The sequence below is a fragment of the Actinomadura montaniterrae genome, from assembly GCF_008923365.1.
Classification (GTDB): Bacteria; Actinomycetota; Actinomycetes; order Streptosporangiales; family Streptosporangiaceae; genus Spirillospora; species Spirillospora montaniterrae.
This window is the reverse complement of sequence record NZ_WBMR01000070.1, coordinates 23,474-42,674: the sequence shown is the minus strand read 5'-3', so window position 1 is coordinate 42,674 and position 19,201 is coordinate 23,474. Positions and strand designations below refer to the sequence as shown.

Annotated in this window: 6 protein-coding genes; all 6 read right to left on the bottom strand. The window is 72.6% G+C overall.

The features are described from left to right. Window positions 1–167: 167 nt before the first annotated feature. The 6 genes from F9B16_RS23340 to F9B16_RS23315 are packed head-to-tail and all read right to left on the bottom strand — an operon-like array spanning window position 168 to window position 19,128. On the bottom strand, window positions 168–3,362 hold the full coding sequence (locus tag F9B16_RS23340) for a family 78 glycoside hydrolase catalytic domain (RefSeq protein ID WP_151542246.1): 3,195 nt from the start codon (window positions 3,360–3,362) through the stop codon (window positions 168–170). After that, window positions 3,359–6,556 carry a family 78 glycoside hydrolase catalytic domain gene (locus F9B16_RS23335; RefSeq protein ID WP_151542245.1) on the bottom strand — a complete coding sequence of 1,066 codons (3,198 nt, stop codon included), beginning with the start codon at window positions 6,554–6,556 and terminating at the stop codon, window positions 3,359–3,361. The genes F9B16_RS23340 and F9B16_RS23335 overlap by 4 nt, the downstream gene beginning before the upstream one ends. An 11-nt stretch (window positions 6,557–6,567) precedes the next feature. Continuing rightward, a complete protein-coding gene (locus F9B16_RS23330; RefSeq protein ID WP_151542244.1) occupies window positions 6,568–9,300 on the bottom strand; it encodes a family 78 glycoside hydrolase catalytic domain in 2,733 nt (910 codons plus the stop codon). 31 nt (window positions 9,301–9,331) lie between these two features. Further along, a complete protein-coding gene (locus tag F9B16_RS23325) occupies window positions 9,332–13,087 on the bottom strand; it encodes a glycosyl hydrolase (RefSeq protein WP_151542243.1) in 3,756 nt (1,251 codons plus the stop codon). After that, complete coding sequence (locus tag F9B16_RS23320) at window positions 13,084–17,046, bottom strand: family 78 glycoside hydrolase catalytic domain (protein ID WP_151542242.1); 3,963 nt, start codon at window positions 17,044–17,046, stop codon at window positions 13,084–13,086. Before F9B16_RS23320 ends, F9B16_RS23325 begins: the two co-directional genes overlap by 4 nt. Continuing rightward, window positions 17,047–19,128: a family 43 glycosylhydrolase gene (locus F9B16_RS23315; RefSeq protein WP_151542241.1), complete on the bottom strand. Its 2,082-nt coding sequence runs from the start codon at window positions 19,126–19,128 to the stop codon at window positions 17,047–17,049. Window positions 19,129–19,201: the final 73 nt, after the last annotated feature.

Sequence of the window (19,201 nt, the reverse complement as noted above, 5' to 3'; positions counted from 1 at the left end):
CGGCCGGGGCGGCGGCGACCGCCTCTCCCCCGAGCACCGGGGCCGCGGCCGCCACGACGGCGGCGGCGGTGCCGATCTGCAGCACGCGCCGGCGGGTCAGCCCGCGCGGTCCCTGCTCGCTACGGTCGTCGTTCACGTTCGTCTTCCTCCTGGTCCGATCGCGCGGGTCAGGTGCGCGCGATCACGGTGGTGCGGCCGGAGCCGACCGGGCCGATGGCGAGCAGCGGTCCGGTCGCGTCCCGGCTCGTGGCGCGGGGGGCGCGGGCGTTGGACCCGGTGACGCGGACGTCCCGGGGGTCGGTGCCGCCGAGCTCCACGACGATCCGGGCGGCGGTGTTCGGCGGCACGTCGACGTCGAGGCGGTAGCCCTTCGCGCGGTCGAGCGCGACGGCGACGGGGCCGCGGATCGTCGGCACGGTGCCGGAGACGCGGGTGAGGGCGCCGGGCCGGGGCCGCACCTCGATCTCCGCGGCGCCCGGCGCGGTGATCTCCACGCCGAGCACGCGGCGGGGGATCACGTTCGCGGGCGCCGAGCCCCAGGCGTGCGAGAACGTCATGTTGCTCTTGAGCGACGGGTCCCACGCCTCGCCGACGATGGTCGCGCCGAGGTCGTCCATGAGGTGCAGCCAGGAGTTCGTCCCGGTGGCGGTCATCAGCCCGATCGCGTCCGCCGCCCGGCCCGTCGCGAACAGCGCGTCCAGCAGGAACTGGGCGCCGTAGACGCTGACCTTCATGCCGCCGGCGGCGAGCGTCTCGCCGAGCGCCTTCACGACCGGGTCCGGGACGGTGCCGGGCCCGGCGACGCCGAGCGCGACCGGGAACGCGGTGGCGTGCTGCGCGCTGTGGGTCGTGCCGGCGCCGTCCACGAACCGGCCGTTGGACGCGTCCAGCAGCGTCGTGCGCATCGCGTTCGCGAGCGCGTCGGCCTTCGCCCGCCAGGTCTTGGCGTCGGCGGTCTTGCCGAGGACGGCCGCGATGCCGGCCATCGCGGCGAACGCGGCGTACTGGCAGGCGTTCACCACGGTGTTGACCTCGGTGAACACGTAGCCGTCCCGGTTGGACACCGGCCAGTCGACCAGGTCGCCGAGGTCCTGGCTGGACGCGCCCGGCTTCTTGTGGACCAGGCCGTCGTCGCCGAGGTAGGACGTCAGGTGCTTGGTCGCGAGGATGTCGTAGTCGGCGGCGAGCTGCTCGGGGTCGCCGGTGTGCAGGTAGTCCTGCCACGCCGACATCACGTTCATCAGCCGGTACTCGGTGGGCCAGGTGTGGTTGCGGGCCAGGTAGGCGTCGGACGCGCGGGCCAGCGCGAACGACCGCTGCACCGCGTACTCCGACGCCTGGTTGATCAGCGCGTCGCCCTCGTAGGGGCCGCGCTCCCGGGTCGGGGTGTCGATGTAGAGGTCGCCGCGCGTCGCCTCGATCGAGTACCGGCACATCTCGTACACGCGGTCGAGGTCGTGGTTGGAGCTGGAGAACGAGGCGTCGGAGCCGCGCCAGTCGAGCCGCCAGGCCCGGCCGGTGACGGCGTCCGACAGGTCGAGGTCGTCGTCGCAGATCAGCTGCGCGTAGCGGAAGCCGCGGTAGCCCCAGTGCTCGGCGGACTGGAGGCCGTCGCGCAGCGTCCAGACCTCCTTGTAGGTGACGCCGGCACGCAGCGCGTACTTCACGGTCCCGTCGGTGTTCAGCTCTTCGCCGAGCCGGACCTCGATCGTCTGCCCGGCCTTGCCGCGCACCGACAGCCGCAGCCCGCCCGCGATCTCCTTGCCGAGGTCCACGAGCCAGGTGCCGGACGACACCTTCCGCACCGACGCGGGCCGGACGTCGTGCAGCCGGACCGGCTCGACGAGCGCGGGCACCAGCCCGTCGATCGCGGGCTTGACCTGCGCGGCGTCCCAGCCGGAGTCGTCGAAGCCGGGACTCGTCCAGCCGGCCGGCTCGTTGCGCAGGTCCCAGTACTCCTGCGGCCCGACGTAGTAGGACGTGCCGATCGTGCCGGCGTCGCGCAGCATCCCGGCCTGGCGGCGCGCCTTCCACGCCTTGCCGCTGGCGAAGGTCGCGGTGGTCCCGTCGGCGTAGGTGACGGCGAGCTGCGCGACGAACCGCTTGTCCTCCGTCGTGAACGCGAGGGCGGCCAGCGCGTTGCGGCGGCCCGGTTCCAGCAGGCCGGTGACGTCGAACGAGTGGTAGCGCGGCGCGCCCGCCCCGGCCCGCTGGGACGCGAACCCGGCGACCTCGCCGTTCACCCAGATCTTCGCCGGGTACTGCCGGACCGGCGTGGGCGACTGCGCGGCGACGTGCAGGACGGCGGCGGCGATCGGCTTGCGCGCCGGGGTGAACTCGGTGCGCAGCAGCGCCCAGTCGTCGTCCGCCGCGCCCGCCGACGACAGCGTCGACTGCCCCTTGCCGAGCGTCAGGACGCCGTCGGCGACGGTCCCGGCGGTGAACGTGCCGGGGCCGCCGGTGAAGTCCTCGCTGATGAGGGCCTTGCCGTCGGGCGAGGTGAAGGTGACCGAGTCCCACTGGTTCGCCTCGGTCGACCCGTTGCGCATCCCGACGGTGCCGGTGGCGTACGTGCCGTCGGTCGTGGTGTCGACGGCCGTGCCGTCGATCGAGGTCGTGAACGTCGAGCCCTTCATCTCGACGGCGACCTCGTACCAGCGGCCCGTCTCGATCGGGATGCCGAGTGCCTTCTCCTCCAGCACCCGGTACGTCCCGTTCACGCACACGTGCTTCTTCAGCACGCCCGGCGACCCGGCGCGCAACTGCCACAGGTTGTTCGCGCTCGCCGAGGACGCGCGGAACCACAGGCCCGCCGCCACGGAGGTGATCTGCACCCGCGCCTTGAGGACACCGTCGCCGGGCGCCGTGGCGGCCGGGACCCAGATCGGCTGGGCCTTCCAGCCGTCCAGGCCGGTCGCGACCAGCGACGGCTCCGACCAGCGGGACGCCTTCGGCCCGTCGAATGTCCGGACCCGCCACCAGTACGCCGTCCCGGCCGCCAGCGCCGGCCCGCCGTACGGGACGGCGACCGACGCGGCCGACGCGACGCGCCCGCTGTCCCAGTGCCGCGGCCCCCTGGCCAGCCGCGACGGGGTCGTGGCGAACTGCACCTGGTAGTGCGTCTGCTTCGTCCCGGGGCCGAGGTCGGCGACCTGCCAGCTCAGCCGCGGCTTCGCCGCCGTGACGCCGAGGCCGTCCGGGAGCAGCGACGTCAGCAGCCCGGACGGCGTGCGCGCCGCGACGCCCTTTCCGGCGGGTGCGGCGGCGGCCGCCGTCCCGGCGTGCCCGAGCACGATCGCGCCGGTCGCACCGATCGCGGACGCGCCGAGGAACCGGCGCCTGCTCAGCCCGTCGTTGCTCACTTGGCGGCTCCTTCAAAGGTCCAATCACCGGAGCCGATCTGGAAGACGGCCCGGTCGTTCTCGATGCCGACCCACTTCGCGTCCTTGGGCGCCTCGGGCGGGGTCTTGCCGCCGAACAGCGGGAACTCGACGCGCGCCGTCGTGTTGGGCGGGACGGTGGCGTCGAGGCGCAGCGTCTTGCCGGTGCGGCGCCACGACACGGCGGCCCGGCCGCGCGGCGTCTCGTAGGTCGCGGCGGCGCGGGTGATGTCGCCGACCACGGCCGGGCGGACGAGCAGGGACGCGTACCCGACCGACCCGTCGGTCTGCGACAGCCCGGCGAGCCCGGCGTGGAACCACTCGTCGATCGCGCCGAGCATGAAGTGGTTCTGCGAGTTCCCGGACGTGGGGCCGTCCCAGTTCTCCGTCAGCGACGTCGCGCCGTGTACCACCTGGTAGCCGTAGCTGGGGTTGCCGGTCTGGGTCGCGACGGCGTGGATGACGTCGTCGCGCCCGGCGGCCGACAGCACCCGGAACACCGACGGCAGCGCGATCTCCCCGACGGTGAGGTGGTAGCCCTTCGCGGTGATGCTCTGGACGAGGTGGGCGAGCACCCTGTCCTTGGACGCGGCGGGCACGATCCCCATGTCGAGGGCGAGCGCGTCGCACGCCTGGCTGCCGGATCCGTAGGTGTCGCCGGTCGCGTACTTGCCGTTGAACGCGTCGCCGATGTCCCCGGCGAGCTTGGTGTACTTGGCGGCGTCGTCGTCCTTGCCGATGACCTTCGCGATGGACGCCAGCGCCGTGACCGCCCGGTGGTAGCCGAAGGTGGCGGTGACGCCGAGCGGGGTGCTGTTGTCGAAGGTGATCCAGTCGCCGAGGCCGTAGTCGAGCAGGTTCCCCTTCGCCTTGGACGACAGGTAGTCCACGTACCGCACCATGTTCGGGTAGTAGGTGCGGAGCGTGGCCTCGTCCCCGTACGCCCGGTACATCTGCCAGGGCGCGAACACGATGACGTTGCCCCAGTTCGGGTCGTCGCGGAACCCGCCGGAGAACACCGTGTACTCGGGCGCGATGTCCGGGACGAGCCCGTCGGGCGTCTGCGCCTCGGCGATGTCGCGGACGATCTCGCCGTAGTAGGCGGTCACGTCGTAGTTGCGGGCGACGGCCGGGAAGACCAGGTTCGCCTGCTCCAGCCAGCCGAGCTTCTCGCGGTGCGGGCAGTCGGTGAGGACCGAGTACATGTTGCTCTGCACGGCCCGGTCGATGATCCGGTGGATGTCGTTGAGCAGGCCGTGCGAGCTGGTGAACGAGCCCGCCGTGTCGTTGGCGGCGCGCAGCGCGATGCCGGTGACGGTGCCGTCGTCCGGCGCGGACGGCAGCCCTTCGAGCTGCACGTACCGGAAGCCGTGGTAGCAGAACCGGGGATGCCAGGTCTCGGTGCCGTTCCCGGACAGGGTGTAGGTGTCCCAGATCGGCGAGCCGGTCGTGTTCTGGCTGACGGTTCCGTCGGCGTTGAGCAGCTCGCCGGGACGCATCGTCACCTTCGTCCCCGCCGGGCCGCTGACCCGCAGCTGCGCCCAGCCGGCGAAGTTCGTGCCGAGGTCGACGACGTACACGCCGTCCTTCGGCTGCGTGATCTTCTGCGTGCGGAAGGTCCCGGCGCGCTCGATCGGCGGGGCCATCCGGGCGGTGAGCTTCGCGGTCGGCGCGTCGCGGCGGACGGCGGCCGTCCAGCCGGACGGGGCGCGGCGGGCGTCGAAGTCCTCGCCGCCGTACCAGCTGCTGAACGTGGTGGCGCCGAGCGCGGTCTTCCACGACGTGTCCGACGCGACGACCTCGCGCGACCCGTCGGTGTAGGTGATCTCGAGCTGGCCGAGGAACGCGGGCCGGCCGTCCGAGCGGGTGAGCTTCTGGTAGCGGCCCGGCGTGGCCGGGACGTTCGCCATGCCGTTGCCGACCTCGGCCTGGACGGTGTTGCCGCCCTTGCGCAGCAGCCGCGTCACGTCGTAGGTCGAGTAGACGATGCGCTGCTTGTACGCGGTGTAGGGCGGTTCGAGGACGGCGTCGCTCACCGGCCGCCCGTTCACGGTGACGTCGAGGACGCCGAGCGCCGTCGCGTACAGCCGTGCCGACCGGACGCGCTTGCCGAGGTCGAACTCCTTCTTGAACAGCGGGAGCGCTTCGGGCTGGGCGTGCAGCGGCGGCGGGGCCTGCTGCCCCTTGACCGTGGCGGCCGTGTCGAACGTCTTGCCGTCAGAGGAGGTCTGGACGGTGAAGTCCTCGGGGAAGTTGGCCGTCCTCCCGTCGTCGGTCATCACGTCGGTGCGCGGGTAGAGCAGGACCCGGTCGAACCGCCGCTCCTCGCCGAGGTCGATCTGCACCCAGATCGGAGAGGCGAGGTCCTGGTCCTGGTACTGCATGCTCGTGTAGCCGAACGGCGCGGCGTCGCTGGTCAGCGAGCCGTCGGTGATCGCCTTCGGCTCCCACTGGCCCGCGACGGTGTAGCTCTCCGACGCCGTCACCGGCGCGTGCAGCGCCACGTCGGCGCCCGACGCGCCGTCCTGCACCTGGACCTCGGCGAGCTGCAGCCGCGACACCTTGTACGGCCAGCCCTCCTTGATCGGGAGGCCGAGCCGGGTCACGTTCAGCCGCACGTACCGGGCGGTGCGGGCGGGGAACGCGACCGTCGCCGGAGTCGGCTGCGGGTCCGACCAGGCCGGGTTCCCGATCCACTGCGCCATCCAGTCGGACGCCGCGAGCAGGCCGGTCTCGAAGTGCGCGGGCTCGCTCCACGCGGACGCGCGGCCCCGCTCGTCCCACACCCTCACCTGCCACGACACGCGCTGCCGCGAGCCGAGGCCGCGTCCGGCGTAGGCGGCCGAGACCGCGCTCCCGGCGACCTTGCCGGAGTCCCACAGGTCGGGGCGGTGCAGGCGGGCGTCGTCGCTCGCCGCGCGGACCTGGTACGCGGTCTGCGCCGCGTTGCGCGGCCCGGCGGCGAACCGCCAGCTCAGCGTCGGGTTCGCCGCGTCGATCCCCAGCGGGGACCGCAGGTGCGCGGCCTGGAGGCCGGTGGGCGTCAGCGTCCTGGCGCGGGCGGGCGCCGCGGGCGCGGCGCTCGCCGCGGACGGCAGCACGCCGGTGGCGGTCACGGCGGCGGCCGTGACGCCGCCCGCCTGCACGAATCGTCTCCTGCTCAGCTCATTCGTCATCGAAAGGCCCTTCAGGCGTGCGTGGAGTGGAAGGTGAGGCGGCCGGACCCGGCCTGGAAGACCGCGTAGCCGCCCTGCATGCCGGTGAAGCGGGCGCCGCCCGGCCCGGACACGCGGACGTCGCTCGCCGACCGCGCGGGGACGCGGATCTCGGCCGTGACGTTGACCGGGACGTTCACCGAGAGCGAGACGCCGTTCCCCTGCCGCTTCCACTGGACGCCGACGTCACCGCGCTGGAGCGGGACCGTGCCCGTCGCGCCGCTCAGGCCGGACAGCGGCGGCTGGATCCGGACCGACGCGGACGCCGGGGCGGTCACGGTGACGCCGAGGAGGGACCGCTGCACGTCGACCAGGGACGTCGAGCCCCACGGGTGCGAGAAGCTCTGCCCGGTCTCCGGCGCGTCCCACGACTCCCAGGTGAACGTGCCGCCGCGCGCGAGGATGTTGCCCCAGCCGGGTCCCTTGGTGTCGGTCAGGCGGGTGACGACGTCGCCGGTGCGTCCGGTGGCGTCGAGCGCCTGGAGCAGCCGGTGCGCGGTCATCGGTCCCATCTGCATGCCGAGCCCGGCGATGTAGGAGCCGATCGCCTCGCGGGACTCGGCGGGCGCGACCCCGTACGCGACCGCGTAGGCGTTGGCGATCTGCGAGGCGTGCGTGCTCTGCGTGCCGTCGCTCTTCAGGCCGTCGATGTAGATGCCGTCGGCGCGGCGGAGCTTGGCGTTGATGGTGCCGGTGAGGGTGCCGGCCTCCTTGCGCAGGGCGGCGGCCTCGTCGGACTTGCCGAGCGCGTCGGCGGCGCGGGCGGTGGCGTTCAGGACGTCGACGCCGAGCACGTTGATGACCGTGCGGGCGGCGGTGTCCATGTCGTGGCCGTAGCGCATCGTCGCGGGCCAGTCGACGATGCCGTACTTGTACTGGCCGGAGCCGCCTTCGAGGTTGGTGACCAGGCCCGTCCCTGAGTCGATGTAGCGGCGTACGTAACCGGCGACCGCGTTCATCACGGGGTACGCCTGCGCGAGCGTGGTCGCGTCGCCGGACTGCTCGTAGTAGTCCCACACCCAGCCCGGGAACATCTCGGTGTAGTCGGGGATGTCGCGCTTGCCGTCGCCGTTCGGGTAGACGGAGTTGAGCCGCCCGTCCGGCCAGTACCGGGCCTGCGAGGCGATGAACTCGCGGATCGCCTGCCGGGTGAGGCGCCGCTCCCCGAACGCGCCCATCGCGGCGGTCGAGGTGTCGACGGCGTCGCCGAGGAACTGGCCCTTCTCCCGGGTCGGGGTGTCGAGGAACTGCGACTGCGACCCGTACAGCGCCGACCGGGCCATCATGTCGTAGGCCGCGTTCACCCCCTTGTCGGACGTCCGGACGGTCGCGGTGCGGTCGACGGAGTTGTGCTGCACGACGGCGGAGATGTCGCCGGGGTCCACCCCCGAGTCGGGGCCGATCTCGAAGTAGCGGAAGCCCTCGTAGGTGAAGGCGCGGAACGTCTGGTCGCCGTCGCGCTGGGTGTAGCCGTAGGTGAGGTCGGTGTCCTGGTTGTCGTCCTTGGAGCGCGACACCGTGCCGTCGTCGGCGAGCAGATATCCGGCGTGCATGTCGACGTGCCGCCCGGCCGTCCCGTCGCGGAACCGGACGACCGGCACCGCCGGGATCACCTTGCCGAAGTCGGCGACGAGCGCACCCGACGCCAGCCTCGTCACCTTCACCGGGCGGACGGTCTCGTACGCCAGGGACGTCTCCTGCCCGTGGACGTGCTTGAACGTCGAGGTCGGGTGCGCGCCGACGACCTGCGGCGCCGCCCAGGACGAGGCGTCGAAGCCGGGCCGGTCCCAGCCGAGCGGCTCGGCGGTGCCGTCGACGTCCTCGACCCAGTCGCCCCCGTCGCCGTTGCGGCGCGGCGCCGTCTTCCAGGGGCCGCGCGCCACCTTCCAGGTGCCGTCGCTGACGACGACCTGCCGGGTGCCGTCGGCGTGGTCGATGACGAGCCGGACCAGCAGCCCCGGCTCGCCCTTCGGCCGCCCCTGCCCGGACCCGTACCAGTGGTAGACCGCGCCGAGCGTCGCGTCGGCGCCCGCCTTGAGCTGCGAGGTGACGTCGACGGTCTTGTAGAACAGGTCGTCGGCGTACTCGAACGCCGGTCCCCGGTCGACGCTCGCGCCGTTGAGCCGCAGGTCGTACTGCTGGTCGGCGGAGATGTGGACGCGGGCCCGCACGACCGGCGACGTCCCGACGGTGAAGTCCTTGCGGGCCAGGGTGTAGTCGTCGGACTCGGCGGTGGTGCGGCGGATCCAGGACGCGCCCCACTGATCGTCGCTCAGCCCGGTGTCGAACGACGCGGGCCGCGACCACGGCGACGCCTTCCCGGTGCGGTCCCAGGTGCGGACCTTCCAGGTGTAGGTCGTCTCGGCCGCCAGCGCCGGCCCGCCGTACGGGACGTACTCCTGGCTCGCCGACGCCACCCGGCCGCTGTCCCACACGGTCTTGCCGGACGCGTCGCGCACGGCGATCTGGTAGGCGGACTGGACCTCGCCGGGGTCGGCGTCGCGGGGCCGCCACCCGAACTGCGGCGCGCCCTCCACGCTGAGCGGCCGGGCCTGGTCGCCGACGGTGAGGCCGGCCGGGGACTGCGGGGCGTGCCCGGCCTTCAGCGCGGCCTGCGCTGTGCCGGCCTGCGCTGTGCCGGGCAGCGCCACGACGGCGGCGGACACCCCGGCGGCGGCGAGGAGCAGAACCTTGGAACGGATCATGAGGGAGAACCTCCAGTGGGGGGATGCGGCGCTACGGCCGGACGGAGAAGCCGCTCATCTGCACGTTGGCGTTGACGGAGTCCCAGCTCCGGCTGACCTCGATGCGCACGTACCGGGCGCTGACCTTGTCGAACGTCGTCGTCCCGCCCTCCTTGGGCGTGTCGGTGGCGGTGGCGACGGTGCGCCACGTCCGGCCGTCCTCGGAGACCTGGACGGCGTAGTCGCGCGCCCCGTAGTTGGAGCGGCCGCCCACGACGACGGAGCCGAACGCGACGGGCGCGCCGAAGTCGATCCCGAACCGCACCGGGTCCTGCGCGGTCGGCCCCTGGCCGGCGGCGCGGCCCCACGAGACCCAGAACGTGCTCGCCGAGCCGTCCACGGCGAGCTTCGCCGGGTAGCGGTCCTGGCCCGCGTCCGCGACGACCCGCGGGAACGGGGCGCCTCCCGGGTTGAGCGCGAGGTCGCCGGAGTGCCGGAGCGTCACGGCGGTCTCGGCGGACGGTCCGGCGTCGCTGCGCGCGGTCACCTTCAGCGTGCTCGTTCCGGACGAGACGCCCTTGTCGCGCACGTCGACGGGCACCGTCACCGAGCCGCCTGCGGGGACCGTCACCTTGCCCTGCTGCGGCGTCGCTGTGATCCCGTCGGCGGCCGACGCGGCGACGGTCACGTTCGCCGCGCGGGCGGAGGCGTTGGTGACCAGCACGGTCGCGCGGTTGTAGCCGCCGTCCGCCAGCGGCAGCTCGGGTTCGAGGGCCTCGGCGGTCAGCACCGGCCGGTCCCCGCCGGTCGCGGTGAGGGTGAGCGGGCCGAACAGCCCGTAGTCCATCGGGGCCCGCGAGGACGCGCCGGTGCCGGGCGCGACCCGGACGGCGTTGAGCAGCGTCGAGGCGACCCGCACGGTGATCGTGTTGTCGCCGGGCCGCAGGTACGGGCCGACCTGGACGTGCCGGAGGTCCGCCTGGTCGAGCGCGGGCAGGTCGTGCCCGTTGACGTTCACGCGGACGGTGTCGACGGGCGTGCCGAGGTCGAGTTCGGCGGCGTCGATCCCCTTCCAGCCGCCGTCGAGGGTAACGTGCGCGGTGTAGGTGCCGACGCCCGACACGTCCTTGAGATCGACCGGGTAGCCGTTGGCCGTGGTGATCGCGGACCAGGCGGGCAGCGCGCCGTTCTCCCCGGCCTTCACCGTGACGGGGCCGAGGGTCTTGTGCGCGGTGTCGCCCGGCTTGCCGGACGGTCCGGGGCCCCAGGAGTCCACCGACAGCGACCACTCGTTCAGCTTCACCGGCTGCGGGACGGCCGCCGTGCCCTGCCCGCCCGGCCTGCCGGGCTTGCCCTGGCCGGGGAAGGTGGCGTCGTGCCGCGGCGTGACCGCGATGACCGTGGCGTCGTTCGCGGCGAGCCGGACGGGAACGGTGACCGTGCCGTGCCCCGACGTGTAGTCCGTGATCGGGGTGATCTTGCCGGTCCAGGTGTCGAGCTTGTAGGGGACGCCGTCGCCGGTCAGGGTGACCGTCTGCGCGGTCGTGGTGTTCGTCTGGTTGTACAGGTAGTAGTAGTCGGTCGAACCGGCCTGGCGGCGCACGTCGAGGATCGCGCCGGTGCCGTCGTGCGGCGTCGCGGCCGGGGTGACGCGCAGGCGGCGCAGCGCGTCCGGCGCGTCCGCCTCGCTCGCCGCCCGGACCACGGTCCGCTGCTTGAGCAGCTGCGAGACCACCGAGGTGAGCCGCGCGTCCTGGCGGCCCGCGTCGCCGTCACCGGGAACCGTGCTCGGCGCGTCCCCGACGATCACGACGGGGAGGCCCTGCCGCGCCAGGCTCAGCAGCTTCTCGGCGGCGGCCAGCGGCATCGTCTTCTGGTCCTTCAGCAGCACCGCGTGGTAGGCGGAGCCGTCGCGGAACAGGGCGCCGTGGGAGTAGGAGGCGTCCTTGCGCTGGAGCTGCGCCGGGCTGAGGTACTCGTAGGTGTATCCGGCGGACGCCAGCTCCGAGGAGTCCTGGATCAGCTTGTTCGAGCCGGACCCGGTGGTGCCGGTCCCGTTCATGCCGAAGTCCTGCCAGTACACGGCGAGGTCGAAGCGGGGCTTGCCCTGCCGCAGCACGAGCTGCATCCGGGCGAGGTTGTCGTTGACCGCCCGGTAGTCGGCCCAGTTCGGGCCGCCCTTGTCACCCCACGCCTCCGAGTAGGAGGTGTTGCCGCCGTAGGTCATGCCGGGCCACACCGACTGCGGCCCGGCGCCCGCCGGTCCCCTGCTGAGGTACGGAAAGCCGTGCCAGACGACCTGGTTCACGCCGCCGGCGAAGCCCCGGTAGACGGCCTGGAGGTTGGAGGCGTCCGACCCGGCGCCCGCCGTCGAGCCCCACACCGTGCCGGAGAACGCGCAGCACTCGTCCGACACCACCGGCTGCCCCGACAGGTGCGCGCCCGTGGCGACCACGCGGTAGTCCTGCACGTTGCTGTAGGCGCCGACCGACTGCCCGAACGCCAGCGACTCGCCCTCGGGCACGTCGATGTGCGACGCGGCCTCGGACACGTCCACCGGGATGCCGTACGGCTGGATGCGGGTCTTGATGTGGTGCTTGTGCGCCCATTCGCGCAGCACGTCGAGGCGGTTGCGGATGTACAGGTCGCTGAGCGTCTGCCGGTAGTCGGTGCGGACGCGGGCGCCGACGCCGTCGCCGAAGTCGAAGAACGGTTTGTCGGTGATGCCCTGGTCGCCCGCGCCGGCGAGGGCGGGCAGCACGTCGATGGGCGAGTAGCCGCGCAGCTTCGTCCACTGGTCGACCAGCTGCGACGTCCACTTCTGCGTGGTGCCGAGTTCGAGGGAGTCCTCGAACAGGTCTGTCTCGCCGATCCGGGCGAGGAGCTTCCGCACGTCCGAGGTGAGGATGTTCTTGTCGTAGAAGTCGGTGGTGGCCTTCGCGCCGGCCTCGCTGAACGGGTCGAGCGCGTAGTTGGTGCCGGTCGCGGTGTAGCCGGACAGGGACTGCCCGCTGGGCGTCTGGTAGAAGGCGATCAGCGCGTAGGTGCTCGTGTCGTCGCCGGGGAAGTCGACCGCGACGTTGCCCTGCGCGTCCACCTTGGACGTCACGTCGGTGACGCTCGAACGCTCCAGCATCCGCGGCGCGCTGGACGAGGCGCCGCACCCGGCGTCGGAGCACTTCGCGACGAGCGCGGCGACGAGCGTCTTCTTCGCGCCCGCGGGCGGCGCGACGTTGAAGTTCGTCGGCAGCCCGCCGGAGCGGCTCGTGCCGCCCTTGTGGAACTCGTAGGAGAAGACGATCTGCTGCTGGGCGCTCGGGTCGTTGACGTCGTCGACCGTGGGGACGGTGGCGGGCCAGCGCGGGCCGATGGTCAGGTCCAGGCCGAGGCCCTTGTCCCTCGCCGCGGCCAGCATCGTCCGGGTCTTCTCCGCCCACAGCGGGGTGCCCCAGCCGTAGGTCTTCAGGAACTCGGGGGTGTTGTTGCCGGTCCCCTCGACGTTGAAGGGGGCGACCTCGGCGCCGCCGCCGCCCGCCTTCTTGATCTGGTCGAGTTCGGCGGCCAACTCCTTGTCGTCGGTGTAGGCGAGCGGCTGCCACCAGCGGTACTTGGGCCGGACGGACGCGGGCGGGTCGGCGAAGGTGCCGCGGGTCAGCGCCGGGACGGTCGGCCCGAACGACTCCGCGCCGTCCGCCGCCCCGACGACCGCGAGACCGGACACGGCGAGCAGCGCCGCCACCGGCACGGCGACGAGCCGCGCCGAGGCCCGGCGGGCGCCGCCCGCAGGCCGAACTTCGGAGCGGGTCATGAGGTGTACGCCTCCAGTTCGATGACGCGGCTGTAGTTGTGGTCGTTGGAGTCGTGGACGAGCAGCCGCAGCGCCGACGCCGACACGGGCGCGAAGGTCTTCTCGACCTTCCCGGCGGTGTTGCCGGTGACGGTCGCGACCGTCGTCCACTGGCCGTTCACCTGCGCCTGGACGTCGAAGTCGCGCAGGCCGGACTTGGCCGCGGGGCTGCTCGCGCTGTCGAGCGTGTAGACCTCGACCCGGCCGATCTTCTGCGGGTCCTTCCAGGTGGCGGTGAGGGTGTCGGGGAAGGACTTGGACGTGTCGTCGTTCCAGCCGCCGACGCCGTTCAGCCAGACGCCGGAGTCGGTGCCGCCGTCGTTGGCCCACGCGGGCGACGACCCGCTGTGCGTGCTGGACGCCGCCATGGTCGCGGAGCGGACGAGGTTCCCGGTGACCAGCAGCGGTGCGGTCGAGGTCTCGTCGTCGGCGGTGACGGTGACCGTGCCCTTCGTCCCGTCCGCGCCCGAGCCCTTCACCTCGACGGGGATCTCGGTGGAGCCGCCCGCCGGGATCGTCACCCGAGCGGGGGCGGACGCGGTGAAGCCGGCCGACGCGGTGACCTTCACCGGGACGGTCACGGAGCGGCGCTCCAGGTTCGTCACGCGGAACCGCGCATCGGTGGCCGCGCCGCCGGTCACCGGGATGTTCACGCCGAACGGCGGTTCGACGGCGAGCTGCGTCCGGTCCTGCTGGACGGCGCCGGGCGTGCGGACGGAGAACGTCCACGAGCCCGACCCGACCTCGTACACGGCGTGCCCGTTCTCGACGCCGAGCGAGCGCGCGCCCGCCGGGGCCTGCGCGCCGGACGCGCCGAGCAGCGGTACCTCGACGCGGGCGGGCGCGCCGGGCGGGACCGTCACGTCGAGCCGCAGGTCGTGCCCGGACCGGCGCCACGCGCTGGACACCGTGCCGCGCGGGGTGTCGTAGGACGACGAGGCGCGGGTGAGGTCGCCGACGACGGCGGGCCGGATCACGAGCTTGTCGTAGGCGATGGAGTCGTCGGCCTGCCGGATGCCGGCGAGCCCGGCGCCGAACCACTCGTCGATCGCGCCGAGCATGAAGTGGTTCTGCGAGCCGTAGCCGGTCGGGCCGTCCCAGTACTCGGTGAGGGCGGTCGCGCCGTGTACCACCTGGTAGCCGTAGCTGGGGTTCGTGACCTGCTGCGCGACGGCGAGGATGACGTCGTCGCGGCCCGCCGCCGACAGCGTCCGGAACACCGACGGCAGCGCGATCTCCCCGACCGTCAGGTGGTAGCCGTTGTCCTTGATCGTCGAGACGAGGTGGTCGAGGACGGCCTGCCTCTGGTCGGCCGGGACGATGCCGAGGTCGAGCGCGAACGCGTCGCCGGCCTGGCTGCCCGACCCGTAGGTGTGCTTCGTCGTGTCGAGGTACTTGGCGTTGAACGCGTCGGCGATGTCACCGGCGAGCCTGGTGTACTTCGCCGCGTCGTCGTCCTTGCCGAGCAGCTTCGCGATCTTCGCGAGCGCGGTGGCGCTGCGCTGGTAGCCGTAGGTCGCGGCGACACCGGTCGGGGTGGTCTTGTCGACGGCGGCCCAGTCGCCGAGGCCGTAGTCGAGCAGGTTCCCCTTCGCCTTGGACGTCAGGTAGTCCAGGTAGCGCTGCATGTTCGGGTAGAAGTCGCGCAGCGGCTTGGCGTCCCCGTACGTCACGTAGTGCTGCCAGGCGGACAGGATGATCGCGCTGCCCCAGTTGGGGTCGTCCCAGACGCCGCCGGAGAACGTCACGTACGCGGGCGCGATGTCGGGGACGAGGCCGGTGGAGGTCTGCGCCTCCGCCATGTTGCGCAGCAGCGCCGGGTAGTAGGCGGCGACGTCGTACTCGCGGGTGATCGAGCCCTGGACGAGCTGGTCCTCCTCGAGCCAGCCGAGCTTCTCCCGGTCGGGGCAGTCGGTGAGGATCGACATCATGTTGCCCTGGACGGCCCGGTCGATGATCGTGTGGATGCCGTTCAGCAGCAGGTCGGAGCTGTCGAACGCGCCGGCGGAGGCGTTCCCGGCGCGCAGGATCGTCGCGGAGACCATGTCGCCGGACGGCGCGGCGTCCAGGCCGCTGACCTGGATGTAGCGGAAGCCGTGGTACACGAACCGGGGGTGCCAGGTCTCGGTGCCGGTGCCGGCGAGGGTGTAGGTGTCCATGACCGGCGGGTTCTGCGCGCCGCCCGCGATCATGGTGCCCTGCTCGACGAGGCCGTCCGCGCCGAGCCGCTCGCCCGGCTTGATCGTCAGCTTCTCGCCGCGCTTCCCGCGCACGTTCAGCTCGGGCCAGCCGACGATGTTCTCGCCGAGGTCGAAGACGTAGGTGTCCTTCTCCGGATGCGTGACCTTGACCGTCTTGCGGGTGCCGACCGGGACGATCGCCGGGGACATCCGCGCGGTCACCGCGATGCCCGGGTCGGGCGCCTCCGCGGCCGGCTTCCACGACGCCAGGTCCGCCGACGGACCGTCCCAGCCCTTCTGCGCGAGCCGGGCGTCCTCGTCCTCGCCGCCGTACCACTGGCTGAACGTGGTCGGCCCGAGGTCGGTGCGCCAGGACGAGTCGGTCGCGACGCGCGCGGTCGTGCCGTCCTTGAGCGTGACCTCCAGCTGCGCGAGCAGCTTCGGCGCCCCCTGCGCGCCGACGTACTTGGTGTAGCGGTCGTTGGTCGCGGCGACGTTGTAGGTGCCGTTGCCGAGCCGGACGCCGATCGCGTTGCCGCCGCGCCGCAGCAGCTTCGTCACGTCGTAGGCCGCGTACTCGACGCGCTTCTTGTAGTCGGTGTTCGGCGGTTCGAGGACGGCGCCGCTGACCGGCTTCCCGTTGATGGTCGCGTCGTAGATGCCGAGCGCGGTGATGTAGAGCCGCGCCGACCGGACGGTGTTCTTCAGCGAGAACTGCCGCGCCAGCAGCGGCAGCGCCGGCATGGACGTCTGGTAGGCGGGCGGCGGGACCTGGTCGGTGACGGTCTTCACGACCGTGAACGGGCCGTCCGCCGCGTCCGAGGTCTGCACGGTGTAGTCGACGGGGAAGTTCGGGGTCTTCCCGTCGCTCGTCATCACGTCCGTGCGCGGATACAGCTTCACCGACGCGACGTCCTTGGCGGCGCCGAGGTCGAGCTGCAGCCAGATGTGGTGGCCCGGGTCCTGCGAGCCGTAGGCGTTGCTGGTGTACCCGAACGGCGCCTTCTGCGTGGTGAGCGACCCGTCGGTGAGGAACTCCGGCATCCACTTGCCCGGGTACTCGCGGACCTCCGACGCGGTGACGGCCGCGCCCTTCGCCACGTTCGTCCCGGACGGGTCGAGCGCCTCGATCTCGGCGAGCTGCAGCCGGGACAGCAGCGACCCGCCCTCGGTGATCGGCAGGCCCAGCTTGGACACGTCGACCCGCAGGTAGCGGGCCTTCGTTCCGGCGGGCAGGTCGACGGTGACGGGGCTCGGCGCCCGGTTCAGCCACCGGTCATCGGTGATCCATTTCGCGGACCAGTCGTCCTTGCCGAGCAGGCCCATCTCGAACCGGGCCGGGCTGCTCCAGGCGGACGCCCGCCCGGAGCCGTCCCAGACCCGGACCCGCCACCACGCCTGGCGGCGGGACGTGAGCGCCGTGCCCCGGTAGACGGCGTTCGCGGTGCCGGACGAGACCTTCCCGGAGTCCCACAGGTCGGCGCGGCCGAGGCCGTCCCGGGAGGTGGCGGCCTCGACCTGGTAGGCGGCCTGCGCCGCGCCGTGGCCGGGCGCGGTGAGCCGCCAGCTCAGCGTCGGCGCCGTGTCGTCGATGCCGAGCGGGTCGTCGAGCGCGTCGGTGCGCAGCCCGAAGGCGCGCAGGCCCGCCGCGTCGGCGCGCGCCGGGACCGTGAAGGCGGTCCCGATCAGCAGCGGGAGGAACGCCGCGGGCAGGGCGGCGCGGGTCAGGGTGATGCGCATTCAGGCTCCCCGGACGGTGGTGAAGAACTTCAGGTCGCGGCCGGGCTCGGCGCTGAAGGTCGCGCCGCCGTCATGGCTGACGGCGGACGCGCCGCCCCGGTACGGGTCGTGGTCGTTGTAGGCGACGCCGTAGCAGCCCGTGGTGGTGGTGGAGGAGATCCGGACGGTGTAGTGCGCGCCGCGCCGGACCCGGATGCCCGGGTGGACGGTCACGTTCCGCGCCGACCAGCCGATCTCCGCGGCCGGGACGGAGCCGGACCACAGCGTCCGGGTCCCGTCGGTGACCTCGACGGTCAGCGGCTCGGACGGCGGGGTGCGCTCGACGCGGCCCTGCTCGGTGCCGTCCTTGAACGCGGTGACGGCGAGGGAGGCGAGGCGGCCGCCGCGTCCCGCGGTGAACGACTGCTCGCGCCGGACGTCCCCGGCGACGTCGCAGCCGGTGCGGAAGCCGGCGGCGCCGCTGCCCTGGTCGAGCCCGGGGATCGCCGCCTGCCGTCCCGGATGCCCGGGGTCGAGGCGGACGGTGGAGTTGCCGCACTGCACCGGATCGATCGAACCGTCGGCCCCGAACGTGAGCGGCTGCCAGTGGAAGTTGGCGAGCGCCTCGTTGGTGTGGCCGTCCCACAGGTCGCTGAAGTACATGTAGATCGGCGCGCCGTGCCGCTGGCGGAGCGTCGCGACCTGGGCGGGCTGCCCGCCGCAGGAGTTCGCGGTGATGCTCGTCCCCGCGGTCGGGACGACCCACTTCGACAGGTCGCCGGAGAAGTCGTCCGCGAGCAGTTCCTGACCCGACGCCGAGGTCACGCGCACGTTGTCGAACCTCGCCGACTCCAGGTTCGCGCCGTTCCACTCGCGGAACCCGACCTTGCCGACCGGGTAGGTGGCATCGGTGTAGGTGTCGACCTGCACCCCGTCGATCGACGTCGTGAGCGTGGAGCCGGACGCGGTCACCGACACGTGGTGCCACTCCCCCGCCACGATCGGCTTGGTGAGCTGGACGACGTGGCTGGCGGTGGTGGCGCCGGCTCGGCGCAGCACGCTCAGCTTCCCGTTGGCCGTGCCCGAACCGGTCAGCAGGAACAGGTAGCCATGGTCGTCCTGGTTCATCCGGACGGAGAATCCGGCCTGCGCCGACGTCCCGGACGTGGTCGGCAGCGGCGCGACGTCGAAGGAGTAGGTGTAGTCGGACCAGTCCTCGCCCTGCTGCGACAGCCCGTACAGGCCGCCGTGGACGGTGAGCGCGCCGTCCTCGACCGTCCAGGCGTCGCGGCCCTTCCACGGCCCGAGCGGGCTCTGCGCGGTGAGGTAGGACGTGCCGGTGCCGGTGCAGTACCCGCAGTTCGGGTCCGACATCGTCAGGTAGTAGGTGCCGTTCCGCTTGAAGATCGACGGCGCCTCGACGCGGGTCACGCCGGTCACGTCGTACGGGCCCGCGGCGCGCAGGTAGTCGGGGGTCAGCTCGATGACGGCGATGTGCCACCCGGCGTTGCTGCAGGTGAGGTAGCCCTTGCCGTCGTCGTCGACGAAGACGTCGAGGTCGGCGGTGCAGTGCGTCCCGGCGGGCAGGTCGGGGACGGGCCGCTCGGTGAACGGACCGGTCGGCCGGTCGGCGGTGTAGACGCGGAACTTGTCCGCGGCCTCCTGGTCGTTCACCCACATCACGTACTTGCGGGTCGCCTTGTCGTAGACGGTGTGCGGCCGGAAGCAGAACTTGCAGGAGCGGGCGTCCACGACGTGGCCGCGGTCGGTCCAGTGGACGAGGTCAGGTGAGGAGTACACCTTGAAGCCGCAGAACGTGCTGTTGACCGTCCACTGGTAGCCGCAGTCGTAGCTCGTCCCGTACAGGTAGTAGGTGTCGCCGAACCGCTGGATCGCGCCGTCGTGGGCGTCGACCGCGTTCCCGCCGGTGTCGAACCGGACGGTCTGCTCGCCGTCCGGCCCGTAGTTGGTGATGGGGGAAACGGTCGCCGCCTGCGCGGGCAGGGCGGGCAGGGCGGACAGCGCGCCGAGCAGCAGCGCGAAGACCGCGGCCAGCGCGAGGCCGCGGCCTCGCCTCGACCGGGGTGGGGGGATGGTGCGCATGGACGTGGCGTCCTCTCGGAGGCTGCGCGGTGGGGTGGGGGGAAGGCGCGTCGTCCGTTTCCGGGCATGCCGA